Annotated in this window: 20 protein-coding genes and 2 pseudogenes; 16 read left to right on the forward strand and 6 right to left on the reverse strand. The window is 68.1% G+C overall.

Annotation, left to right across the window (positions count from 1 at the left end; translation table 11 throughout):
• Positions 1-6 precede the first annotated feature (6 nt).
• On the forward strand, positions 7-720 hold the full coding sequence (gene tsaB / locus AC5P98_RS10530; RefSeq protein ID WP_032962098.1) for a tRNA (adenosine(37)-N6)-threonylcarbamoyltransferase complex dimerization subunit type 1 TsaB: 714 nt from the start codon (positions 7-9) through the stop codon (positions 718-720).
• Between the two features lie 653 nt (positions 721-1,373).
• On the opposite strand, the gene AC5P98_RS10535 is transcribed toward tsaB, so the two are convergent.
• Both AC5P98_RS10535 and gshB read right to left on the reverse strand, forming a co-directional pair.
• Positions 1,374-2,258: an energy transducer TonB family protein gene (locus AC5P98_RS10535; RefSeq protein ID WP_014648095.1), complete on the reverse strand. Its 885-nt coding sequence runs from the start codon at positions 2,256-2,258 to the stop codon at positions 1,374-1,376.
• Positions 2,258-3,205 carry a glutathione synthase gene (gene gshB / locus AC5P98_RS10540; protein ID WP_032959093.1) on the reverse strand — a complete coding sequence of 316 codons (948 nt, stop codon included), beginning with the start codon at positions 3,203-3,205 and terminating at the stop codon, positions 2,258-2,260. Before gshB ends, AC5P98_RS10535 begins: the two co-directional genes overlap by 1 nt.
• A 240-nt stretch (positions 3,206-3,445) precedes the next feature.
• Between gshB and pilG the strand changes: the two genes are divergently transcribed.
• The 7 genes from pilG to AC5P98_RS10575 all read left to right on the forward strand — a co-directional run bounded on the left by pilG (position 3,446) and on the right by AC5P98_RS10575 (position 15,453).
• Complete coding sequence (pilG, locus tag AC5P98_RS10545) at positions 3,446-3,847, forward strand: twitching motility response regulator PilG (protein ID WP_005418455.1); 402 nt, start codon at positions 3,446-3,448, stop codon at positions 3,845-3,847.
• 18 nt (positions 3,848-3,865) lie between these two features.
• Entirely contained in the window at positions 3,866-4,228 is a 363-nt protein-coding gene (locus AC5P98_RS10550) for a response regulator (protein WP_005410717.1), read from the forward strand.
• Complete coding sequence (locus AC5P98_RS10555) at positions 4,228-4,758, forward strand: chemotaxis protein CheW (RefSeq protein WP_014648092.1); 531 nt, start codon at positions 4,228-4,230, stop codon at positions 4,756-4,758. Before AC5P98_RS10550 ends, AC5P98_RS10555 begins: the two co-directional genes overlap by 1 nt.
• 41 nt (positions 4,759-4,799) lie before the next feature.
• Positions 4,800-6,836, forward strand: a complete 2,037-nt coding sequence (locus AC5P98_RS10560; RefSeq protein ID WP_014038185.1) for a methyl-accepting chemotaxis protein — start codon at positions 4,800-4,802, stop codon at positions 6,834-6,836.
• A gap of 100 nt (positions 6,837-6,936) precedes the next feature.
• Positions 6,937-13,668, forward strand: coding sequence for an Hpt domain-containing protein (locus AC5P98_RS10565; RefSeq protein ID WP_099476114.1), 6,732 nt, complete (start codon positions 6,937-6,939; stop codon positions 13,666-13,668).
• Positions 13,655-14,992, forward strand: coding sequence for a chemotaxis protein CheB (locus AC5P98_RS10570; protein WP_049408188.1), 1,338 nt, complete (start codon positions 13,655-13,657; stop codon positions 14,990-14,992). Before AC5P98_RS10565 ends, AC5P98_RS10570 begins: the two co-directional genes overlap by 14 nt.
• Positions 14,989-15,453, forward strand: a complete 465-nt coding sequence (locus AC5P98_RS10575; RefSeq protein ID WP_014648089.1) for a chemotaxis protein CheW — start codon at positions 14,989-14,991, stop codon at positions 15,451-15,453. The genes AC5P98_RS10570 and AC5P98_RS10575 overlap by 4 nt, the downstream gene beginning before the upstream one ends.
• Positions 15,454-15,552: 99 nt before the next feature.
• On the opposite strand, the pseudogene AC5P98_RS10580 reads toward AC5P98_RS10575, so the two are convergent.
• From AC5P98_RS10580 to bioA, 4 genes and pseudogenes are all read right to left on the reverse strand, one after another.
• A pseudogene (locus AC5P98_RS10580) lies at positions 15,553-15,666 on the reverse strand (16S rRNA (uracil(1498)-N(3))-methyltransferase); the annotation flags it as partial.
• Positions 15,667-15,823: 157 nt separating this feature from the next.
• Positions 15,824-15,937, reverse strand: a pseudogene (locus AC5P98_RS10585) (16S rRNA (uracil(1498)-N(3))-methyltransferase); the annotation flags it as partial.
• 154 nt (positions 15,938-16,091) lie between these two features.
• Positions 16,092-16,829 (reverse strand): 16S rRNA (uracil(1498)-N(3))-methyltransferase, encoded by a 738-nt coding sequence (locus tag AC5P98_RS10590; protein WP_053451536.1) that lies wholly within the window; start codon positions 16,827-16,829, stop codon positions 16,092-16,094.
• Complete coding sequence (gene bioA, locus AC5P98_RS10595; RefSeq protein WP_032959099.1) at positions 16,820-18,211, reverse strand: adenosylmethionine--8-amino-7-oxononanoate transaminase; 1,392 nt, start codon at positions 18,209-18,211, stop codon at positions 16,820-16,822. Before bioA ends, AC5P98_RS10590 begins: the two co-directional genes overlap by 10 nt.
• Positions 18,212-18,288: 77 nt before the next feature.
• Between bioA and nudE the strand changes: the two genes are divergently transcribed.
• From nudE to AC5P98_RS10635, 8 genes are all read left to right on the forward strand, one after another.
• Positions 18,289-18,852 (forward strand): ADP compounds hydrolase NudE, encoded by a 564-nt coding sequence (gene nudE / locus AC5P98_RS10600; RefSeq protein WP_005418435.1) that lies wholly within the window; start codon positions 18,289-18,291, stop codon positions 18,850-18,852.
• Positions 18,849-19,652, forward strand: coding sequence for a 3'(2'),5'-bisphosphate nucleotidase CysQ (gene cysQ, locus AC5P98_RS10605; RefSeq protein ID WP_014038179.1), 804 nt, complete (start codon positions 18,849-18,851; stop codon positions 19,650-19,652). The genes nudE and cysQ overlap by 4 nt, the downstream gene beginning before the upstream one ends.
• Before the next feature lie 13 nt (positions 19,653-19,665).
• A complete protein-coding gene (mazG, locus tag AC5P98_RS10610; RefSeq protein ID WP_049405608.1) occupies positions 19,666-20,505 on the forward strand; it encodes a nucleoside triphosphate pyrophosphohydrolase in 840 nt (279 codons plus the stop codon).
• Positions 20,502-20,831, forward strand: a complete 330-nt coding sequence (locus AC5P98_RS10615) for a YnfA family protein (protein ID WP_495230002.1) — start codon at positions 20,502-20,504, stop codon at positions 20,829-20,831. Before mazG ends, AC5P98_RS10615 begins: the two co-directional genes overlap by 4 nt.
• Before the next feature lie 218 nt (positions 20,832-21,049).
• The gene (locus tag AC5P98_RS10620) at positions 21,050-21,352 is read left to right on the forward strand and encodes an Mpo1-like protein (RefSeq protein WP_014648084.1); all 303 of its coding nucleotides are present in this window, start codon (positions 21,050-21,052) and stop codon (positions 21,350-21,352) included.
• A gap of 157 nt (positions 21,353-21,509) precedes the next feature.
• On the forward strand, positions 21,510-22,622 hold the full coding sequence (gene gcvT / locus AC5P98_RS10625; protein WP_014648083.1) for a glycine cleavage system aminomethyltransferase GcvT: 1,113 nt from the start codon (positions 21,510-21,512) through the stop codon (positions 22,620-22,622).
• A gap of 93 nt (positions 22,623-22,715) precedes the next feature.
• A complete protein-coding gene (gene gcvH / locus AC5P98_RS10630) occupies positions 22,716-23,111 on the forward strand; it encodes a glycine cleavage system protein GcvH (RefSeq protein WP_014648082.1) in 396 nt (131 codons plus the stop codon).
• A 775-nt stretch (positions 23,112-23,886) separates the two neighbouring features.
• Positions 23,887-24,393: a hypothetical protein gene (locus AC5P98_RS10635; protein WP_049405613.1), complete on the forward strand. Its 507-nt coding sequence runs from the start codon at positions 23,887-23,889 to the stop codon at positions 24,391-24,393.
• Positions 24,394-24,477 lie beyond the last annotated feature (84 nt).

Below are 24,477 nucleotides of genomic sequence, written 5' to 3' on the forward strand. Positions count from 1 at the left end.
GATCCAATGAAACTGCTTGCCTTTGAAACCGCCACCGAAGCCTGTTCCGTTGCCCTGCATGTCGATGGGCAGGTGCTGGAACGCTTCGAGATCGCCCCGCGCCGGCACGCCGAGTTGAGCCTGCCGTGGGCCGAGGCGCTGCTGGCCGACGCCGGCATCAGCCGTCGCCAGCTTGATGGCATCGCCCTCAGTCGCGGTCCGGGTGCGTTCACGGGCGTGCGCCTGGCGATTGCCATTGCCCAGGGCATCGCACTGGCACTGGACCGCCCGCTGCTGCCGGTCTCGACGCTGCAGGTGTTGGCGCTGCGCGCACCGGCGGAAGAAACGCAGATCCTGTCGGCGATCGATGCGCGGATGGGCGAACTCTACGTCGCCCGCTTCGAGCGCGTGGACGGCCTGCCGGTCGCGCGCGATGCCGAGCGCGTCTGCGCGCCGGCAGCGGTGGCGCTGCCGGAAGGGCTGTCGGCCTACGGTGTCGGTACCGGGTTCGCCGCAGCCGGGGGGGCGCTGGTCGCGCAGCTCGGTACAGGTTTGCGCGGATTCGACGCCACGGCATTGCCGCGTGCGTCGGACGTGCTCGCACTGGCGGTGCCGGCGTTCGCGCGCGGCGAAGCCATTGCACCGGAGAAGGTCGAGCCGGCCTACCTGCGCGACAACGTGGCACTGACCCTGGTCGAGCAGCAGGCGGCGCGCGAGGCGAAGGCGAAGGCCAACGGCTGAGCCCCTCGTGGCGGGGTTGGTTGATCGCATAAACCCAAAGCCGCGCTTGGCCGGGCGGGGTGGGTTCGCGGGGGACGCCGTAAACCCCGCTCCGCGGTCCGGCCCAGCCGCTGGCGGCTGTGCGTTCGGGCGCTTGCGAAGCAGTGCTTCGCAAGCAAAGCGCCCTCACCCATGGGGGCTTGGCCGCGGCATCCATGCCGCGGACACCCCCGCGAACCCACCCCGCCCGACCTCTGACAGTTTCCGTGTGCGTCCGCCACGGAAAATCAAAAGAAAATCAAAGTCAACAGCGGATCGCTTCGCTCGCATCCACGCGTAGCGTGGATGTGTGTCGACCAAGGTCGACACCTACCAACAGCAATGATGCGTCGGGATCTGTCAGAGGCGGGGCGGCATGGGCTTGCAGGACCGTTGGCGCCATGGGCCCGAGGCACGCCTCGGGCGGGTTGGGCAGGACGCTCAACCCCGGTCTTGCCGCGTGCGCAGGACAGCGCACACGAGCAAGGCGCCATCGAGCCCCCAGGGACGGGTTTACGGCGTGTCCTGCAAGCCCATACCGCCCCGCCAAACCCAATATCCCGACCGCTGCTGTTGATGTTGACTTTGACTTTGCTTCCAGCGGGGCCCGGGCCGCAGGCCCGGGCAACAAACCCCTACCGGTCGTCGTGCAGGGTGCCACCCGGCAGGAACACCCAGGTGCGGGTGACCTGCAGGATGTCGATCTCGTCCTCGGTCTTCGGCAGCGGCGGGAATGGCTGCGCAAGCTGCACCACCCGCAGCGCCGCCTCATCCAGCAACGGCGTCCCGCTTGAACGCAGGATCCGGCTGCTTTCCACGCTGCCATCGCGGCGCACGCCCACGCTGATCACCACCTGGCCGCCGAGCCGGCGCTGCCGGGCCTCGTCCGGGTAATTCAGGTTGCCGACGCGCTCGGCGCGGTCGACCCAGGCGCGCAGGTAATTGGCGTAGGCATATTCGCGCGTGCTGGCCGACACGAACTTGCGGTTCGGGCGCTTGGCGTACTGCGCCGAGCGCAGATGCACCTCGGCCGCCAGCCGCGCCATCTCGGCATCACGCTGCTCGCGTGCCGTCAGCGGTGCATCCGGTTCCGGCTGCTCCGGTGTCGGGCGCGCCTGCGCCTGGGCCACTGCCTCTTCGCCGTTGCGGCTGCTGACCACCCGCGCCTGCGGCGGGGGCGCCGGCGCGGCCGATTGCTGCTGTTGCGGCACCGGGCTCAGCCCCGCCTGGGCCTGCGGAACGATGCCGGCCTGGTTGTCGCGCGGGCGCTGCGCACGGTCGTGCTCGCCGCCACCTTCCTGGCTGGCGGCGGCAAGGAAATCGGCCTGCTTCGGGGTCAGTGCGGTGCGGGTCTGGCTGAAGATCACCTCCAGCGTCGGCACCAGTGGTGCGTCGCCTTTCACCGCAAAACCCACGCCCAGGATCAGCAGGGCGTGGACCACGATCGACAGCGCGATGGTCGCGCCCAGCCGTTGCGCTTCGCGCGCCGGCGGGGGCAGGACGGCAGGTGCGGCCGCCATCAGCGCAGGCCGGCCTCGAGCGCGTCGAACAGGGTGCCGGCGATGTTCAGGCCGTACTGCGCGTCGAGCTCGCGCACGCAGGTCGGGCTGGTCACGTTGACCTCGGTCAGGTAATCGCCGATCACGTCCAGGCCGACGAAGCGCATGCCACGGCGCTTCATCTCCGGGCCAACCTGGCCGGCGATCCAGCGGTCACGCTCGCTCAGCGGGCGCCCTTCGCCACGGCCGCCAGCCGCCAGGTTGCCGCGGAACTCGTCACCCTGGGGAATGCGCGCCAGGCAGTAGTCGACCGGTTCGCCGTCGACCAGCAGGATGCGCTTGTCGCCGGCCGTGATGTCGGGAATGAACTTCTGGGCCAGCGCCAGCTTGCGGCCGCCGTCGGTCAGGGTTTCCAGGATCACGTTCAGGTTCGGATCGCCCTGGCCGCTGCGGAAGATCGAGCGGCCGCCCATCCCATCCAGCGGCTTCAGCACGGCCTGGCCGTGCTCCAGCGCGAAGGCCTTCAATGCCTTGGCATCGCGGCTGACCAGGGTCGGCGGGCAGCACTGCGGGAACAGCAGGGCGGCCAGCTTCTCGTTGTAGTCGCGCAGGCCCTGCGGGTTGTTGACCACGCAGGCGCCGGCAGCGGCAGCCACGTCCAGCACCTGCGTGTCGTAGATGTACTCGGCGTCGACGGGCGGGTCCTTGCGCATCAGCACGATCTGGCCGGGACCGAACGCGGTACGGCTGAACGCGCCCAGCTCATACCAGCCGGCCGGGTCGTCGCGCACCTGCAGCGGTGCGGTCTGGGCCACCGCCACGCCACCTTCCAGGGCCAGCCCGCCGGGCCGCACGTAGTGCAGGGCGTGGCCGCGGCGCTGGGCTTCCAGCAACATGGCGAAGGTGGTGTCCTTGGCGATCTTGATGTGGGCGATGGGGTCCATCACCACGATGACGTTCAACGGCATGGGCGCACCTGTCAGGCAAGGCGTTGATGGTAGCGGCAACGCCGGCCGTGCGCCTCCCCGCCGTAGTGCAACGCAGCGTCCGCCTGCCGGCAGCGCAGTCATTGCGAACCCGGTCACGTTCAGCCCGGTGCTACCCCCTGCGCGGCAGGCCGGCCTTGAAGCGGGCGCGGGAAGTGCGATATAGATACGCTTTCGCAGCGGCTCCCGCCAGAGATTGGGCCGTGCGCTTGGGGATAGGCAATGACTGAAAACACGACTGCGGGCGGGGAACTCGCAGGACTCCGGGTGATGGTCATCGATGATTCGAAGACCATCCGCAGGACTGCGGAAACGCTGCTCAAGCGCGAAGGCTGCGAGGTGGTCACCGCCACCGACGGCTTCGAAGCGCTTGCCAAGATCGCAGACCAGCAGCCGCAGATCATCTTCGTCGACATCATGATGCCGCGCCTGGATGGCTACCAGACCTGTGCGCTGATCAAGGGCAACCAGCTGTTCAAGGCGACCCCGGTGATCATGCTGTCGTCCAAGGATGGTCTGTTCGACAAGGCGCGGGGGCGCATCGTCGGCTCGGAGCAATACCTGACCAAGCCTTTCACGCGCGAAGAACTGCTGGGTGCCATCCGCACATACGTCAACGCCTGACCAGGGGGGAAAGGCACAATGGCTCGTATCGTCCTGATCGAGGATTCACCGACCGACCGCGCGGTGTTCACCCAGTGGCTGCGCCGTGCCGGCCACGAGGTGCTGGAAGCGGACAACGCCGAGGATGGCCTGCAGCTGGTCCGCGACCAGGTGCCGCAGCTGGTGCTGATGGACGTGGTCCTGCCCGGCATGAGCGGGTTCCAGGCCACCCGGGCGATGGCCCGCGATGCGGCGATCAAGCACATCCCGGTGATCATCGTCAGCACCAAGGCGATGGAGACCGACAAGGCCTGGGGCCTGCGCCAGGGCGCAGCCGATTACATCGTCAAGCCGCCGCGCGAGGATGAACTGATCGCGCGGATCAACGAACTGGTGGCCTGATGCGCTCGCCCTTCGACATCCTTGAAGCCTACGAACGACGCAGCCTGGCCCATGCAGTGCAGCTGCCCGGGCGGCAGTTCGCCCAGGACCTGTGGCGTGGCGTCGGTTACCGCGTCGGCCAGCGCCGGCTGGTGTCCGATTTCCGCGAAGTGGTGGAAATCGTGCCGATGCCGCCGGTGACCCCGGTGCCCTGCGCGCAGCCCTGGCTGCTGGGCGTGGGCAACCTGCGTGGCAACCTGTTCCCGGTGGTCGACCTGAAGTACTTCCTGGAAGGCACGCGCACCGTGCAGCAGGAAGGCCAGCGCGTGCTGATCATGCGCCAGGCTGGCGGCGACGTCGCACTGACCATCGATGAACTGTTCGGCCAGCGCAGCTTCGAGCTGGACCAGCAGATCGACGCGGGCACGTTGGCCGAAGGCCGCTACGGCCATTTCGTTGACCGTGCCTTCCATGCCGACGGCCATGACTGGGGCGTGTTCTCGCTCTCGCTGCTGTCGCGCACCCCTGAATTCCGGCAAGCCGCGGCCTGAGGCCGGGCATCGCCCCCTGCATTGAAGATCGAGGTTGAACGATGAGTACTGCTTCGGACGCCACCAAGACCGGCAAGCTGCGGCTGGGCGGCAGCAACCTCTGGCTGTTCCTGCTGCTGGCATCGATGATCCTGTTCGGCGTCAACACCGGCGTCGCCACCTGGCAGGGCAGCCGCCTTGCCGACGCCGGCTCCAAGGCCGCCGACCTGCAGGTGCTGTCGCAGCAGCTGGCCAACCAGGGACGTGACGCGGTCGGCGGCAACGCCCAGGCCTTCACCGCCTTCAAGGCCACCCGCAACGCGATCGAACAGAACGTGTCGACGCTGCAGGGCCGCTATGGCAAGGAGCCGGGCGTGTCCGGCGCCATCGCCACCCTGGGCGAAACCTGGGCGCCGCTGGGCAAGCAGGCCGGGCAGCTGGTGGCCAGCGAGCCGGCGGTGCTGGCGCTGGCCGGCAATGCCAACAACTTCACCGGCGCGGTACCGGGCCTGCAGGCCCAGCTGAACGAGCTGGTGCGCGCGATGTCCGCCTCCGGCGCCCCCTCGTCGCAGGTGTACAGCGCACTGCAGCAGGTCGTGGTGGCCGGTTCGATGGCCCGTCGTGTGACCGAAATGCGTGCCGGTGGCAGCGCCGCAGCGACCTCCGGGGATGCGCTGGCGCGCGACATCACCGTGTTCTCGCAGGTGCTCGACGGCCTGCGCAACGGCAACGAGGAACTGGGCATCACCGCCGTGCGCGGTGCTGCCGCCGTGGCCGCACTGGAGCAGTCGCAGCAGAAGTGGGAAGCGATGAAGCAGGACGCCGACGCGATCCTGGCCAGCTCGCGCCAGCTGTTCGCGGCGCAGTCGGCGGCGACCGCGCTGGGCCAGGGCTCGGCCCACATGCTGGACGACAGCCGCAAGCTGTTCGATGCGTTCTCCTCGTTCGGCTCGGTGTCCGACACCCGCCTGTTCCCCAACTTCTGGATCGGCGTGGTGTCCGGCGCGCTGTCGCTGATCGCGATCATCGGCTTCGTCTCCACCAACGTGCGCAGCCGCTCGCGCGAGCAGGAACTGCGTTACCAGACCCAGGTGGAATTCAACAGCCGCAACCAGCAGGCGATCATGCGGCTGCTGGACGAAATCTCCTCGCTCGGTGAGGGTGACCTGACGGTGAAGGCCTCGGTGACCGAGGACATGACCGGCGCGATCGCCGACGCGATCAACTATGCGGTGGACGAGCTGCGCCACCTGGTGACCACCATCAACGACACCTCGGCCAAGGTCGCGATGTCCACCCAGGAAACCCAGGCCACCGCGATGCAGCTGGCAGAGGCGGCGGGCCACCAGGCCAACCAGATCACCTCCGCCTCGGACCGCATCGGCGAAATCGCAGCGAGCATCGAGCAGGTGTCGCGCAACTCGGCCGAGTCGGCCGACGTGGCACAGCGCTCGGTGGTGATCGCCGCCGAAGGTGCCGGCGTGGTGCGCGAGACCATCCAGGGCATGGACCAGATCCGCGACCAGATCCAGGAAACCTCCAAGCGCATCAAGCGCCTGGGCGAGTCGTCGCAGGAAATCGGCTCGATCGTGGAACTGATCAATGACATTTCCGAGCAGACCAACATCCTGGCGCTGAACGCGGCGGTGCAGGCGGCGTCGGCGGGTGAAGCGGGCCGCGGTTTCGCGGTCGTGGCCGACGAAGTGCAGCGCCTGGCAGAACGTACCTCGGGTGCGACCCGACGCATCGAAAACCTGGTCCAGGCCATTCAGGCCGATACCAACGAAGCGGTCACCTCGATGGAGCAGACCACGGCCGAAGTGGTGTCCGGTGCGCGCCTGGCCGAGGACGCCGGTACCGCGCTGACCGAGATCGAGCGCGTGTCCAACGCCCTCAATACCCTCATCAAGAACATCTCCATCGCCGCCCAGCAGCAGTCGGCCGCGGCCTCGGACATCACCCGCACCATGGGCGTGATCCGGCAGATCACCGGCCAGACCTCGCAGGGTGCCGGGCAGACCGCAGAGTCGATCGGCCACCTCGCGCAGCTGGCGGCGGACCTGCGCCGGTCGGTCGCCGACTTCAAGCTGCCGGCGTGACGCGGGCAGGGCGGCGAGCAAGGAACCAGTCGATGAAGCATTTCCATTCCCCACGCCAGAATCCGCGCGGCCATCGCGCGGCGGCGAACGGAGCGCGTCCATGAGCAGTCTGCGCGATGCGATGAGCCACGCAGCGCTGGGCTGGGTCAAGCCCGAGCTGGACGAGACCCTGCGCCAGGTGCGCAACGAGGTCGAGTACTACGCGGAAGACCCGAGTGATGCCAGCCGCATGCGCATCTGCGCCGGCTACCTGCACCAGGTGCAGGGCACCCTGCGCATGGTTGAACTGTATGCCCCGGCGATGGTGGCCGAAGAGCTGGAGCAGCTGGCCAATGCCATCGGCGCCGGCCAGGTGGCCGACCGGGATGAAGCCTGTGCGACCCTGATGCGTGGCAGCGTGCTGCTGCCGGACTATCTGGAGCGCCTGCAGAACGGCCATCGCGACATTCCGATCGTGCTGATGCCGCTGCTCAACGAGATCCGCGCGTCGCGTGGCGAAGAAGGCGTCAACGACAGCGTGCTGCTGGCCTTTGCGCCGGACAGCATCACCGCCACCGAGGCCGAACTGGACCATGCCCGGGGCAGCCTGAGCGGGCGCAACCGCGAGCTGCTCGATACCGTCGGCAGCGCAGTGAAGGAAGAACTGCTGCGCATCAAGGATGCGCTTGACCTGCACCTGCGCACCGGCGGTGCACCGGAACAGCTGCAGACCCAGGCCAACGAACTGGGCGCCGTGGCCGACACGCTGGGCATGATGGGCCTGGGCGTGGCCCGCGGCGTGGTCGTGCAGCAGCGCGACGCGCTGCGTGGCGTGGTCGAGGGGCGCCAGCAGATCGACGAGAACCTGCTGCTGGATATCGCCGGTGCGCTGCTGTACGTCGATGCCTCGCTGGACGACCAGGTTGCCCATCTGGGCGCCGGCGGCAGTGGCGAGGACGATCCGAGCGCGGTGGAGAACCGGCGCACGGTGGAAGTGCTGGCCCATGAAGCCATCGCCAACTTCGCTGCCGCCCGCGAGCATTTCGTCGCCTTCATCGAAACCAGCTGGAACCATGCCGAGCTGCAGGATGTACCGCGCCTGCTGGGCGATGTGTCCGGCGCGCTGCGCATGCTCGACCTGGGTACCGCCGCCGATTACCTGCGTGGCGTGCAGCAGTACATCGAGGCCGAGCTGATCGGCCGCCAGCGCGTGCCCAGCGGCCGCCAGCTGGACACCCTGGCCGATGCCATGGCCAGCCTGGAGTACTACCTGGAAGCCCTGCGCGATCGTCGCCCGGGCCGCGAAGACATCCTCGAAATCACCCGCAGCAGCCTCGAGGCACTGCGCTACTGGCCGCTGCCCGAACGCAACGCCGCCGCACCGGAAGCGCCGGCAGCGCTTGCGATCGAACGTGAGCCGCTGCCGGTGCAGGTCGAGCCGCTGCAGCCCGAGCGCATCGAGGTACCGGTGCAGCCTGCTGCGCCCGCGGCCGGCGACGTGCCGGTATCGCTGCCGGACTTCACCTTCGATCCGCCGCCGGCCACACCGGCACCGAGGGTGCCCGACAACAGCCTGATGTTCGGCGCGCTGGGCACCGCGGGCGTCGTGGCCGCCAGCCCGTTGGATGCTGGCGCCTCGCCGCTGCCAACACAGGATGATGCCGAGGCATCGCTGGTCTTCGCCGCATCCAGCGCACCTGCGCCTGATGTCCCGCAGTGGGAGCTGGCGCCGTTCTACCCCGAAGCCGAGGCGGCCGCGCCCGCCGGCGACGAACGCGCGCCGACGTTCGCCAGTTTCGATCCCGTCAGCTTCGAACTGGCCGACAGCGATCACGCCGATGCACCGCAGTGGTCGCTGTCCGAGGCGCCGCAGGTGCTCGAGGAAAGCGCAGCGCCTGCGATCGACGAGACGACGGACAGCATGGTTTCGCCCGTAACCGGATTCGATGCTGCGCCGGTGTTCGATCCGGTAGCGGCCGAACAGGGCGCGGTTGCCGAGGCCGACGACGTGGTGTTCCGCTTCGACGCCGATGCATTGGACAACGCTGACGACGTGCTGTCGCTGCATGCGATGGAAACGTTGTCGCTGGACGATGACCCCGGGTTGCATCCGTCGCTGGAGATCGTCGATGCCGTGGCGCCGCCGCTGGCCGATGCATCGCCTGCGGCGGAGGTCAGGGTGGACGAGGCTCCGGATGACCTGCCGGCATCGTCGATCACGCCGCCGTCGATCGAAGCGCCCGCCCCGGCAGCGGAAACGTCGGCGCCGGCCGTGTCGGTGATCGATATCGACACCATCGCGCCGATCGATTTCAGCGAAGCCGATGCCCAGTTCTTCGCCGAGCTGAGTGCAGCCGCTGCCGGCTTCAATCCGCAGGCGATGCCCACCGCGACGGCACCGGAGGCGGTCGTTGCGACCGGCGCCGACGCCAATGCCGACGCGACTACGGGCTTCGACGCCGGCTTCGACGACGACGCCGAGAACATCGACGAGGACATCCGCGAGGTGTTCCTGGAAGAGTTCGACGACGAGCTCGCCAATCTGGGCACGCTGCTGCCGGCGTGGCGCATGCAGCCGGACAACATGGACCGGCTGCGCCCGATCCGCCGCATCTTCCATACCCTCAAGGGCAGTGGCCGCCTGGTTGGCGCACGTACGCTGGGCGAGTTCGCGTGGAAGATCGAAGGCATGCTCAACCGCGTGCTGGATGGCAGCCGCGCCGCCTCGCCGGCGGTGCTGGCGATGGTCGACAACGCACATGCGGCGCTGCCACAGCTGAACGCAGCGCTGCGCCACGGCCAGCGCATCAGCGTCGACCTGCAGGCCATGCAGGCCATTGCCGATCGTGTCGGCGCAGGCGAGGAAACCTACTACGTACCGCTGCCGGGTGCGGCTGCGCCGGTTGTACCGGTTGCTGAAGCTGACGGCGAAGACGAGATCAGCCGCATTCTCGATGTGGAGGCTGCCGCCTCGGCGCCGGCCGATACCGACGTGGAGGCCGAAGTGGCCGGTACGCCGGCCAACATCGACAGCGTGCTGCGCGAGATTCTCGAGGCCGAGGTGGAAGTCCACCAGGCCACCCTGCAGGACTGGCTGCGTTCGGCGCAGCAGGCGCCGCAACCGGTCAGCGATGCACTGCTGCGCGCGGTGCACACCATGAACGGCGCCTTCGCGATGACCGAAGTGCCCGAGATCACGGCGGTGACCGGCGGCGCGGAGTCCTACATCAAGCGCGCACTGGCCGCCGAGGTGGTCCCGGGTGATGAAGGCGTAGCCGCCCTGGATGCGACTGCGCAGGCGATCACCGCCACCATGGAAGCGTTGCAGGCCGAACAGCCGCGCATCGCGCCGCAACAGGTACTCGCGCAGCGCCTGCAGGCGCTGGCTGGCGCGTTGCCGGAAGCGCGCTGGCCGATGGTGGGCCTGGAAGACGAAGAAGACGATCTGGCGCTGGATGACGAACCGCCGGTGGAACTGGACGCGGATGCATCGACAGCCGTCGCGCTTGAATCCGATGCGGTGCCGCATTCGTTTGCCGCACCGGAGCAGGACGCGGAAGCACGTGCCGATACTGCCGAAGCCCCGGTCGCCGACGTGGCGATCGAGGCCGGGCTGGAGGTCGGTGAGCTGACGGCCAGCGATGATCTTTCGCGCTACTTCGATGCCGGATGGCCGTCCGTACCGGGTGAGGAGGATGCGTCGCTGCCGGTGGTCGAATCGATCCAGGTGGCCGACGACGTTCCAGCCGTTGCCGTAGCCGGTGTCGAGGCGGAGGCCGAAGGCGTGCTGCGGTTGTCCGACGATGCCGGTTTGACCGTCGTGGATGATCTGTCGCCGTACCTGGATGCCAGTGCGCTGCCGGTTGACGACCGCGACGCCGAAGAGACTCCGGCCGCTGTCGAAGCCGTCGCATCTGACCTGAATGCGCCCTCGGCCGATCACGCGCACGTCGCTGATGCCACGGCGTTCGAAATGCCTGCTGCACTGCCACTCGACAGCGAGCTGTCGAGCCTGCAGGATGAAATGGCTGCGCCGGGGTTTGCAGAACCGGTCTCGCTGGAAGCCGCGCTCGAGGCCGGCCTGCACGTGATCGACGAAGAGCAGCCCCTGGCCGACGACGGGCAATGGCCCGTGCTCGGCCTGCAGGCCAGCGAACTCGCGCCGGGCGAGGCGGAAGCCTTTGCCGAGGATGCGGACGTCGGCGGGGAGGCGGCGATCGGTGAAGGAGAGAGCGCCGATCAGCCGTCCCCGGCGACGGTGAATGAGGAGATCGCGGAGGCCGCAGCGCAGGCCACCGCCGAACCGGTTCGCTTCTTCGAACTGGAAGACGCGCCGGGCCAGGCGGAGGTCCACGCCGAAGCTGCCGATGTCGATGCGGTTGCGGTATCGGATGCCGTGGCAGCCAGCGCGCCCGAAGCCGACGTGCTTGAAGCCGTGACACCTGACATCCTTGCCATGCCGGTGCCGGAAGACAGCACCGATACGCTCGACTTCAGCGTCTACGATCGCGAGCTGGTCGACATCTTCGTCGAGGAAGGCAAGGACCTGCTCGACCACTGCGATGGCCTGATCAGCGAGCTGCGTGATGCACCGCAGGACCGCGAGGTGCTGGCCGGCCTGCAGCGTGACCTGCACACCCTGAAGGGTGGCGCACGCATGGCCGGCATCAACGCCATCGGTGATCTCGGCCACAGCATCGAATCGTTGCTGGAGGCGGTCGCCGCCGGTCGCACCGAGATCGAACGCCGCGATGTGCAGTTGCTGGAGCGCGGATTCGATCGCCTGCACCAGCTGCTGACCCGCACCGGTAACCACCGCGTGGTGGAACCGGCGCAGGAGCTGGTCGATGCGTTCGAAGTGCGTACCACCACCGATATTGCCGCAGCAGCAGCGGCTGCCGCAGGCGCAGCGGACGTGGCGAGCGTTGCAGAAACCGCGTCGGCAACGGTCGCCGGCCCGGCGCCGGCGCTGCTCGATGCGCCGTTGTCGGCACCGCTGCCGGCCGAAGGCGTGATCGATGAAGATCCGCTGGCGCGCCCGCAGCAGGAACAGGTGCGCGTGCGCGCGGATCTGCTCGACCGCCTGGTCAACCATGCCGGTGAAGTGGCGATCTACCGCTCGCGCCTGGAACAGCAGCTTGGTGCCTTCCGCGGCGCGATGGGCGAGCTGGAGCGCACCAATGCGCGACTGCGCGACCAGCTGCGCCGACTCGACCTGGAAACCGAGGCGCAGATCGTCGCCCGCTACCAGCGTGAGCAGGACCAGGCCGATCAGAAGTTCGATCCGCTGGAACTGGACCGCTTCTCCACGCTGCAGCAGCTCAGCCGTGCACTGAACGAGTCGGCGGCCGATCTCGGGGGCCTGCAGGGCGTGCTCGACGATCTGTCACGCCAGTACGATTCGTTGCTGCAACAGCAGTCGCGCGTCAGCTCCGAGCTGCAGGATGGCCTGATGCGCGCGCGCATGGTGCCGTTCGATGGCCTGGTGCCGCGCCTGCGCCGCGTGGTCCGCCAGTCCGGAATGGATACCGGCAAGCAGGTGCACCTGACCCTGGAGGGCACCCACGGCGAACTGGACCGCAATGTCCTCGATCGCATGGTCGCGCCGCTCGAACACATGCTGCGCAACTCCGTGGCCCACGGCCTGGAGGCGCCGGAACAGCGTCGCGCCGCCGGCAAGCCGGAGGAGGGCGAAGTCGCCATCCGCCTGCACCGTGAAGGCTCGGAAATCGTGCTGGAAGTGGCCGATGACGGTGCTGGCCTGGACCGCGAAGCGATCCGCCGCCGCGCCATCGATCGTGGCCTGTTGGCCGCCGATGCGCAGCCCAGCGAGCAGGAACTGGACAACCTGATCTTCGCCTCCGGTTTCTCCACCGCCGACCAGGTCAGCCAGCTGGCGGGTCGTGGCGTGGGCATGGACGTGGTGCGCAACGAAGTGCGCCAGCTCGGCGGCTCGGTCGACATCCAGTCGGTGCGTGGCCAGGGCGTGCGCTTCACCTTGCGCCTGCCGCAGACGCTGGCCGTCACCCAGGCGGTGTTCGTGCAGATCGGTGAAACCACCTTCGCCGTGCCGGTGGCCTCGGTCAGTGGTATCGGCCGCCTGTCACGCGAACGCTTCGAGGCCGCCGACAGCAGCTACCGCTACAGCGGCGAAGACTATCCGCTGTATGACCTCGGCAGCCTGGTCGGGCAGGCCCCGGCACGCGCCGATGGCCAGGACCAGGTGCCGCTGCTGCTGGTGCGTGCCGGTGACCTGCGCGCTGCCGTGGCGATCGACCAGGTGCTGGGCAACCGCGAAATCGTGGTCAAGCCGGTCGGCCTGCAGATCGCATCGGTACCGGGCATCTACGGTGCCACCATCACCGGCGATGGCCGCGTGGTGGTGATCCTGGACGTCGCGCCGCTGGTGCGCCGTTTCCTCGCCAATCCGACCGCACCGGTGCTGGCCAATGCACCGCGCGACGAACGCCAGGTGCCGCTGGTGATGGTGGTCGATGACTCGCTGACCATGCGCAAAGTGACCGGACGCATCCTGGAACGCCACAACTTCGAAGTCAGTGTTGCCCGTGACGGCGTGGAAGCACTGGAGCGGCTGGAAGAGCGCGTGCCGGACCTGATGCTGCTGGATATCGAGATGCCGCGCATGGACGGCTACGAGCTGGCCACGGCGATGCGCGCCGACCCGCGCTACAAGGATGTGCCGATCGTGATGATCACCTCGCGCAGCGGCGACAAGCACCGCCAGCGCGCCTTCGAGATCGGTGTCCAGCGTTATCTGGGCAAGCCGTACCAGGAACTGGACCTGATGCGTAACGTGTACGACCTGCTGGGGATCGCCCGTGTCCGTGAGTGAAACCCATCCGGCCCCGGCCGTCGCCCTGCTGGCCCGCCCCGGTGCGGCGCGCGAACGCCTGCGCGAGGCGCTGTCGCACGCAGATGTGCAGCTGGTCCTGGAAGATGACCCGAACGGCCTGGAGCCACAGGTCCTGCAGGCTGCGGATCCGCAGTTCGTGGTGATCGCGCTGGAAACGGCCATCGAGGACGCACTGGAACGGCTGGACGCCGTGCTCTCGGCACCGGGGCTGACCCTGGTGTTCGATGAGGCCGAGCTGGCCGCGCGCCGCGACGGCTGGGAGGCGCAGCGTTGGGGGCGCCATCTGGCCGCCAAGCTGCACGGCCACCAGCAGGTGTTGCCGCCGGGTGCCGAGGAAGAGCCCAGCCTGCAGCTGGAGCCCGGCCATCCGGCGCCCGCGCCGGCACCGCAGGAAGAAGCCCTGCAGCCGCATCTGGCGCAGGCGCTGAGCTGGGCCGATGACGTTCCGGCCGACGGTCTGTACTCGCCGCCGGCACACCTGCACGAACCGATCGCGCTGGAGCAGGCCCTGGCGGCACTGCAGCCGGACGTGCCCGAACCACGGGATCCGCCTTCGCCGCCGCAAGCGCCGGCCGAACCGGCGGCGCCTGCGGCACCGCCGATCTCCTTCGATCACACCGCCTGGTCGCTGGTCGAGGAATCGATCGAAGCGCCGGCACCAGCAGAAGTGGCGGCGCCGGCCGCCGCGCCGCAGCCCTCCTTCGATACCGATCATTTGACCCTGGTCGATCTGGATGCCGCCGCCCCGGCCGGTGCGCGCGCCGCATCACTGCTGGTGCTGGCCGGCATCGGTGGCCCGGATGCGTTGCGTCGCCTGCTCGGCGCACTGCCCGCGTCGTTGAGCGTGCCGGTCCTAGTGCACATGCGCCTGGACGGTGGCCGCTACGGCAACCTGGTCAAGCAGATGTCGCGTGTTTCGCCGTTGCCGGTGCAGCTGGCCGAGGCCGGCCAGCGCGCCGCGCCGGGCGAGGTCCACGTGCTGGCTGATGATATCGGCGTGCGCGCGGCCAGCGATGGCCTGCATTTCCAGAGCGATGCCACCGGTATTTCGCTCGCTGCATTGCCGGCCGCACACACCGCGCTGGTGCTGCTCAGCGGTGCCGACCTGGCCCATGTCGGCCCGGCGCTGGACCTGGCGGCCGCCGGTGCGTGGGTGGCCGGGCAGGTAGGCGAGGGCTGCTACGACCCGGCTGCGGCCACCGCCGTGGTTGCTGCCGGCATGGTGGCCGGTGAACCGCAGGAGCTGGCGCAGGCAATTGCCACGCGCTGGGGTGAGCAGGACGACAACGGAGAGGCACCATGAGCTACGCCAGCAACGACGAAATCCGCGGCGTCCTGATCCAGGCCGGCAACGAGCGCGTACTGCTGCCCAATGCCACCGTGGCCGAAATGATGTCGCGCGTACCGGTGCAGCCGGTCTCCGATGCGCCGCGCTGGCTGGTTGGCGAGATCGGCTGGCACGGCTGGCAGGTGCCGCTGGTGTCGTTCGCACGCCTTTCCGGGCTGGGCGAAGAGACGGTGGCCGGCCACAACAAGGTGGTGGTACTGAAGTCCCTCAGCGGCAACGCGCAGCGCCCGTACTACGCGCTGCTGACGCAGAACTTCCCGCAGCTGATCTCGGTGCCGCGCGACGGCCTGCTGGCCGACGCCTCCGAAGAAACCCTGCCGCAGATCGTGCACATGCGCGTGCTGCTGGGTGAACAGAGTGCGCTGCTGCCGAACCTGGATGCACTGGAAGCGGCGCTGGATTCCTTGGCGGCCTGATCGGGAATCCGCCGGTCGGGTAGCTGGTAGTGCCGGCCGCTGGCCGGCAACCTCATGATCCCGTGGATGCCGGCCAGCGGCCGGTACTACCACGAAGCCTTACCCCAGATCGCCCAAGCGCGCCTGCAACGCCGCGATCGCGGCCAGTCCGGCCGTTTCCGTGCGCAGGATCCGCGGCCCCAGTTGCAGCCCCTGGAACCCTGCCGATTGCAATCACGATGCCGCCAGCGGGAGCGGCTTCCAGCGTCGACATCCGCTGGCGGCCTGATCGGCAATCCGCCGGTCGGGTTCCCGGTAGTGCCGGCCGCTGGCCGGCAGCCCCATGATCCCGTGGATGCCGGCCAGCGGCCGGCACTACCACGAATCAGCCTTACCCCAGATCGCCCAACCGCGCCTGCAACGCCGCGATCGCGGCCAGTCCGGCCGTTTCCGTGCGCAGGATCCGCGGCCCCAGTTGCAGCCCCTGGAATCCTGCCGATTGCAATCACGATGCCGCCAGCGGGAGCGGCTTCCAGCGTCGACATCCGCTGGCGGCCTGATCGGCAATCCGCCGGTCGGGTAGCTGGTAGTGCCGGCCGCTGGCCGGCAACCTCATGATCCCGTGGATGCCGGCCAGCGGCCGGCACTACCACGAAGCCTTACCCCAGATCGCCCAACCGCGCCTGCAACGCCGCGATCGCGGCCAGTCCGGCCGTTTCCGTGCGCAGGATCCGCGGCCCCAGTTGCAGCCCCTGGAATCCCGCCGCGGCCAGTTGATCGCGGTCGCGTGGCGACCAGCCGCCTTCCGGGCCGATTGCAATCACGATGCCGCCAGCGGGAGCGGCTTCCAGCGTCGACAGGCGATGTGCTCCCTGCGGATCCAGGGTCAGCCGCAGCGAATCGGCTGGCAGCGCCGCCGCAGCCTGCGCCAGCGACAGCGGCGAACCTACCGGCGGAATGCGCGCGCGCCCGGACTGGCCGCAGGCCGAGGTCACCACGTTGTTCCAGTGCGCCACGCGCTTTTCCGCCCGTGCCGCGTCCAGCTTCACCTCGGTGCGCTCGGCGTTGACCGGAATGATCGCGACCACGCCCAGCTCGGTGGCCTTCTGCAGGATCAGGTCCATCTTCTCGCCACGGGCGATGCCCTGCAGCAGGGTGATCGCCAGCGGGGATTCGTTGTCGATGGCCTGCACGGCGTCGATGCGGACCTGCACCTCGCGCTTGCCGGTCACGGTCAGCGTCGCGCTGTAGTCGTGGCCATCGCCGTTGAACAGCACGCAGGTATCGCCTTCGCGCAGGCGCATCACCCGCACCAGGTGGTTGGCGGTGTCTTCCGGCAGGGTCACGGTCTGGCCGCTGTGCAGCGCCAGGTCGATGGGGCAGCGGGTCACGCGCATGCAATCGCCTCGTCGATGGCCGCCAGCGTGGTGTGCGCCAGCAGCTCCAGTTGTTCGTCGTCCACGCAGTAGGGTGGCATCCAGTACAGCACGTCGCCCAGCGGGCGCAGCACCACGCCGCGCTTGAGGGCGGCCTTGTAGGCCTGCAGGCCCAGCCGCAGGCCCGGGTCGAACGGCGTGCGCTTGTTGCCGTCGCGCGACAGCTCGAACGCCACCACCATGCCGGCCTGGCGCACGTCGGCCACGTGCGGGTGGTCGGCAAACGGTGCCGCCAGCGTGCCCATCACCGAGGCGATGCCCCGGTTGCGCGCGATCACATCGTCGTCGCGGAAGATGTCCAGCGTCGCCAGCGCCGCGGCGCAGGCCAGCGGGTTGCCGGTGTAACTGTGCGAATGCAGGAAGGCGCGCTCGCGCGAGTCGTCGAGGAAGGCGTCATACAGCGCCTGCGTCGCCAGTACGGCGGCCAGTGGCAGGAAGCCGCCGGTCAGGCCCTTGGACAGGCACATCAGGTCCGGCATCACCCCGGCCTGCTCGCAGGCGAACAGGGTGCCGGTGCGGCCGAAGCCGGTGGCGATCTCGTCGGCGATCATGAACGCGCCATGGGCATCGCACAGTTCGCGCACGCGCTGCAGGTAGACCGGGTCATGCATGCGCATGCCGCCGGCACACTGCAGGCGCGGTTCCAGGATCACCGCGCAGACCTCGCCCGGGTGCTGGTCGAACAGCGTGGCCAGGCCATCGGCCGCCTGCCGTGCGCGATCGGCCGCGCTCTGGCCCGGTTCGGCCAGGTAGGCATCGGGCGACGGCGCGAACAGGCCCTCGGCCAGCAGCGGCGCATAGACGCGGCGGTACAGCGGAATGTCACCCAGCGCCAGCGCGCCCAGGGTTTCGCCGTGGTAGCCGTTCTCGAGCGCGATGAAGCGCGTGCGCCGGGGCTCTCCGCGGTTCTGGAAGTACTGGAAGGCCATCTTCAGCGCCACTTCCACGCCGGCGGACCCGTTGTCGGCGTAGAACACCTTGGCCAGCGGTTCGCGGCCGGCCTGGCGTGGCGCCAGTGCCAGCAGGCGTTCGGCCAGGGTGATCGCCGGCTCGTGGCCGAAACCGGCGAGCATCACCTGTTCCAGCTGCCCGGCCTGGGCAGCGATGGCACCCCCGATGCGCGGTTCGGCATGACCGAACAGATTGGTCCACCAGCTGCTGACCGCGTCCAGATAGCGGTTGCCGTCGTGGTCGATCAGCCATGCGCCTTCGCCACGGGCAATCGGTACCAGCGGCAGGGTGTCCGGATGCTCACGCATCTGCGTGCACGGGTGCCACAGCACCTGCAGGTCGCGCTGCCGCCAGTGGCGGGCCAGCGGGGAGGGGGTTGGGTCTGCTAGCATTTCGGGCTCATGAACATGTTGCTGCCTGCACATTCTATCGGCCCCGGCGCAGCCGCCGGTCGCCGCGGAGATTCCGCATGAACGATGACCGTGCCGGCCGTCGCTTGCCGATCATCCATCGGATCACCGATGAGGAGAACGGCCCCTTCCAGCGCCAGCACCTGGACCTGGAGTTCTCCAACGGCGAACGCCGCCGCTTCGAGCGCCTGGTCAGCCGTGGGCACGGTGCGGTGGTGGTGGTGCCGATGCTCGACGACGAGACCGTGCTGCTGGTACGTGAATACGCCGCTGGCATGCACCGTTACGAACTGGGGCTGGTGAAGGGCCGGATCGATGCCGGCGAGACGCCCGAGCAGGCGGCCGACCGCGAACTGAAGGAAGAGGCCGGTTATGGTGCGCGCCGGGTCGACGTGCTGCGCGCGATGACCCTGGCCCCGACCTACATGAGCCACCAGTCGTGGCTGGTGGTGGCGCGCGACCTGTACCCGGAAAAACTGGCCGGCGACGAGCCGGAGGAGCTGGAAGTGGTGCCGTGGAAGCTGGCCGAACTGGACCAGCTGATGCTGCGCGAGGACTTCTCAGAGGGACGCTCGCTGGCGGCGCTGTTCATTGCCCGCCAGTGGCTGCAGGGAACGCGATGATCAAGCTGACGACGGACCTGCGCGAGACCGCCATCGCCATCGCCCAGGAAGCCGGACAGGCCATCATGCAGGTGTATGCCGATGGCTTCGACGTGCAGATCAAGGACGACAACAGCCCGGTCACCGCAGCTGACCTGGCCGCCAACCAGGTCATTGAACTGGGCCTGCGCCAGCTGACCCCGGACCTGCCGATCCTGTCCGAGGAATCGGCGCAGGTGGGCTGGGAGCAGCGCCGCCACTGGGGCGCCTACTGGCTGGTGGACCCGCTCGACGGCACCCGCGAGTTCGTCAAGCGGAACGGTGAGTTCAGCGTCAACATTGCCTTGATCTACCAGGGCGCACCGGCATTCGGCGTGGTGCTGGCGCCGGTCACCGGCATTGTCTGGCATGCCATGCGCGGGGAACTGGCCTATCGGCGGCAGGGTCTGCACGACACCGTGCTGCGCACCCGCACGCCGGCCACTGCTCCGCTGCGCGTCGCCGCCAGCCGATCGCACCGTTCGCCGGAAACCGAGGCGCTGCTGGCGCGCATGGGCCGCATCGAGACCATCGCGCAGGGATCGTCGCTGAAATTCTGCCGGATCGCCGAAGGCGGCCTGGATGTCTATCCGCGGCTCGGCCCGACCTCTGAATGGGATACCGCCGCCGGCCAGTGCGTGCTGCATGCGGCGGGTGGCGCGGTGCTGTCGGCCGCGACCGGCAAGCCGTTCCGTTACAACCGCCGCGAAACGCTGTTGAACGGCGATTTCATTGCCCTTGGTGATACCAGCCTGCCGTGGCGCGACTGGTTGTCCGACTGAACCTGGAGGCCGCATGAGCGCGCACGACACCCCTGCCACCGGCAGCGAGGCAAGCCATCAACTGGAACGCCTGCTGGTCATCATGGCGCGCCTGCGCGACCCGCAGGGAGGTTGCCCATGGGACCTGGAGCAGGACTTCTCGACCATTGCCCCGTACACCATCGAGGAAGCCTACGAGGTGGCCGATGCGATCGACCGCGGCGACCTCGACGATCTCTGCGACGAGCTCGGCGACCTGCTGCTGCAGGTGGTGTTCCACGCACGCATGGCCGAGGAGCAGGGGGCATTTGCCTTCGCCGATGTCGCACGTGCGATCAGCGACAAGATGCAGCGCCGTCACCCGCATGTGTTTGCCGATGTCAGCATCGACGATGCCGACGGAGTGATGCGCAACTGGGACGCGATCAAGCGCGCCGAGCGTGCCGCCAAGGGCGAGCAGGACACCTCCGCACTGGCCGGTATCTCGCGTGGCCTGCCGGAATGGCAGCGCGCCGTGAAGCTCCAGTCGCGCGCGGCCAGGGTCGGTTTCGACTGGCCGGGCCCGCTGCCTGTGCTGGACAAGGCGGCCGAGGAGCTGCAGGAGCTGCGAGAGGAATTCGAGCGCGGCGATATCGCGGGCAACAAGGCGCGCCTGCAGGAAGAACTGGGCGACCTGCTGTTCGTCTGCGCCAACCTGGCCCGGCACGCCGATATCGATCTGGGCGCCGCACTGCGCGGGGCCAACCACAAGTTCGAGCGGCGCTTCCGCGCGATGGAAGCGCAGGCCGAGGCGCAGGGGGAGGCGTTGGCGGCACTGGACCTGGATGCGCAGGAAGCGCTGTGGCAGCACGCCAAGGCAGCAGAAAAAGCGTGAAGACGCTTGGCCTGTTCCTGCTGACCGCGCTGGCCGAGATCGTCGGCTGTTACCTGCCATGGTTGTGGCTGCGCAAGGGAGGCAGCGTCTGGTTGCTGCTGCCGGCCGCGGCCAGCCTGGCCCTGTTCGCCTGGCTGCTGACTCTGCACCCGACTGCCAGTGGACGGGTCTATGCCGCCTACGGTGGCGTGTACATCGGCACCGCGCTGTTCTGGTTGTGGCTGGTCGACGGCATCCGCCCCAGCCGCTCGGACCTGTTCGGTGCAGCCCTGTGCCTGGCCGGCATGGCGGTGATCATGTTCGGTCCGCGCACGCCCCCGGTGTAGCGTCGAGCCAGGCTCGACCGCGCCCACCCTTTTGTAGAGCCGAGCCATGCTCGGCTGCTTCTCCGGTGAGCAGTCGAGCAAGCTTGGCGCTACAAAGGCCAAGGCAGCCGAGCATGGCTCGGCTCTACAACGGCCGCCGGGCCATGCCCCGCAAGCGCGCAGCGCTGCATCCCGGTAAGGCGCATGATGGCAGTGACCACGGCCCCCGGAGCACGCGCATGTCCCGCTTCGCCAGCTTCCGCGAGTTCTATCCGTTCTATCTCAGCGAGCACCGCCACCCGGTCTCGCGGCGCCTGCATTTCATCGGCAGCTGCGGGGTGCTGCTGCTGGCTGCGGCTGCCGTGTTGCGCGGCCAGCCGACGCTCCTGCTGGCCGCGCTGTTCTGCGGTTATGGATTCGCCTGGGTCGGCCACTTCTTCTTCGAGAAGAATCGCCCGGCCACCTTCCGGCATCCGCTGTATTCATTCATGGGTGACTGGGTGATGTTCGTCGACATCCTGCGTGGGCGGGTGCGCCTGTAACAGGCGGTTGCGGGGAGCGCAGCCATTGCCTTGCCCGAAAGGGAAAGGGCGCGGCGGGCCGCGCTTCCGCTTCCACGAACCGCTGCGCTGCGGCACGCCTGCGGGCGACCGATCTGGGATAATGGGAATTCCTGTTTCCTCTGCTGCCGGACCGGTCATGACCCAGAAGACGCTGCTCAACGATACCCACCGCGCCCTTGGCGCCAAGATGGTCGATTTCGGGGGTTGGGACATGCCCATCCACTACGGCTCGCAGCTGGACGAACACCACCTGGTGCGTCGCGAAGCCGGCGTGTTCGACGTCAGTCACATGACCGTGGTCGACCTGCGCGGTGACCAGGTCAAGCCGTTCCTGCGCCGCCTGCTGGCCAATTCGATCGACAAACTGAAGGTGACTGGCAAGGCCCTGTACTCGTGCATGCTGAATCCGCGCGGCGGCGTCATCGACGACCTGATCGTCTACTACCTGGGCGACGATTTCTTCCGCATGGTGGTCAATGCCTCCACCCGCGAAAAGGACCTGGCCTGGCTGCGTGAGCAGGCGGCACCGTTCGGTGTTTCCGTCGAGCAGCGCCCGGACCTGGCCATCCTCGCCGTGCAGGGCCCGCAGGCGCGCGACATCGTGATCGGCCTGGCCCGCGAAGCCGACCGTGCAGCACTGACCAAGCTGGGCCGCTTCGCCGCCCTGCAGGCGCAGTCCGACGACGGCGTCGAGTTGTTTGTCGCCCGCACCGGCTACACCGGTGAAGACGGTTTCGAGATCCTGCTGCCGCAGGATGCCGTGGTCGCCTTCTGGAACCGCCTGCTGGCGGCAGGCGTGAAGCCGGCCGGCCTCGGTGCGCGCGACACCCTGCGCCTGGAGGCCGGCATGAACCTGTACGGCCAGGACATGGACGAAGAGATCAGCCCGTATGAAGCGGCACTGGCCTGGACCGTGTCGCTGGACGAAGGCCGCGACTTCATCGGCCGCGACGTGCTGGAGGCGCAGAAGGCCGCCGGCACCGCGCGCCAGATGATCGGCCTGGTGATGGACGAGAAGGGCGTGCTGCGCCACGGCCAGGCGGTGACCACCGCTGGCGGCCAGGGCGAGATCCTGTCCGGCACCTTCTCGCCGACCCTGGCCAAGGGCATCGCCTTCGCCCGCGTGCCGGCCGGTGAACTCGGCGAGGTCACCGTCGACATCCGCGGCCGGCAGGTGCCGGTGCGCGTGGTCAAGTTCCCGTTCGTGCGCGAAGGCCAGGCCCAGCCCGGCGTGCTCGCCGACGCCTGATCCGAACGTGCCGGTCGTCACTGACAGCAGTGGCGGCCGGTTGGTTACACTAGCCCCGTTTTTTCCACCCCTGCATATCTCTGGAGCAGTCCCATGAGCGAGATCCCCGGCGACCTCAAGTTCCTCAAGTCCCATGAGTGGGCCCGTGTCGAAGGCAATGGCCGCGTCACCGTCGGTATTTCCGACCACGCCCAGGGCCTGCTGGGTGACCTGGTCTACGTCGAACTGCCGGAAGTCGGCGCCGACGCCAAGGCCGGCGAACAGATCGCCGTCGTCGAGTCGGTGAAGGCCGCCTCGGACGTCTACAGCCCGATCAGCGGCAAGGTCGTCGAGGTCAACTCGGCCCTGTCCGACAAGCCGGAAACCATCAACGAAGATGCCTACGGCGAAGGCTGGATGTTCGTGATCGAACTGACCAACGCCGAAGAGGTCAACGAGCTGCTGGACCCGGACGCGTACGCCGAAGCCCTGGAGAACGACGACCACTGAGTCGTCGTTTCCGGATTCTGGAACGGCCACCTTCGGGTGGCCGTTTTTGTTTTGGCGACCGCGTCGGGCTCATGACGCGGGGTTCGCTGTGCACCCTCGGCGTGGCATCAGCCGACAGGCGAACGGTGCCGATGGGCGTGCGCAGTTTTGCGCAAATCCGCGTTTCAGCCCCGCGCCGAAGCGTTCGAATGTGAAAACTTTTCGCCCCCCGTTGCGGCGCCGTTGTGCTGGCGTTGGCGGCGGTGCCGGTGACCACCGACGATGCGCGTACGCCGTTGTGCCTTGCCTGCGCCTGTCTACGCGGAGTGCTTATTTCAAGTGTTTTTTGATCAACGCCTGCATTGGCATCGATGCAGGCAACGTGCGTGCGCGCCGCTTCCACCGTCGTTGCAGACCGTGCAGAGTGGTGGCGCCGGCGGCGCCCGGGAAGGCGCGGATGTGAAAATTTTTCGCGGGGGTTGTTGACAGTAAAAAAAACCGTGATTAGGTTTCGCCTCAGCAGACCTTGCCTGCCCAACCGAGTGCGCAGAATCAATCGTCCGATGCGAAGCAGCCCCTTCAAGACCACCGCGACCCTGATGACGGTGGACATGGCCCCGCTTCCCCCGGAGAAATGCAAGGCAACTCCCGTTCCGATGCCCGCTCCGCCGATCGAGGCGGGCATTGCCGCATCCGTAACGGCGCGCCTGACGCGCCGGCGGTCCCCGCACGCAGCATCCGCGGGTTTGATCCAACTGGGCGTTTCAACTCCCTATCACTGACGAGGAGCCATCCCATGGCAACCAAGAAAGCTGCGAAGAAGAAGCCCGCCGCCAAGAAAGCGGTGAAGAAGGTCGCGAAGAAGGCCGCTGCCAAGAAGGCAGTGAAGAAGGTCGCGAAGAAGGCAACCGCCAAGAAGGCAGTGAAGAAGGCTGCGAAGAAGGTCGCCAAGAAGACCACTGCGAAGAAGGCAGTGAAGAAGGCGGCGAAGAAGGTAGCCAAGAAGTCCGCTGCCAAGAAGGTAGCCAAGAAGGCCACCAAGAAGGTAGCCAAGAAGGCCACCAAGAAGACTGCCAAGAAGGCCGCGGCGCGCAAGCCGGCCAAGAAGGTCGCGAAGAAGGCCACTGCCAAGAAGGCCGTCAAGAAGACCGCCAAGAAGGCAGTGAAGAAGACCGCGAAGAAGGCCACCAAGAAGGCTGCCCCGAAGAAGGCAGCGAAGAAGGTTGCCAAGCGCAAGCCGGCCGCCCGCAAGAAGAAGGCCGCTCCGGTCGCTCTGCCGGCAACCCCGGCGCCGCTGATCTAAGTACTTCCCGATAGCCGCATCCTGAAACCCCCTTCCCTGGCTGCCCAGCGGGGAGGGGGTTTTTTTATGGGCCACTTGTAGCGT

Source organism: Stenotrophomonas sp. YJH_SMC_135, assembly GCF_059372355.1.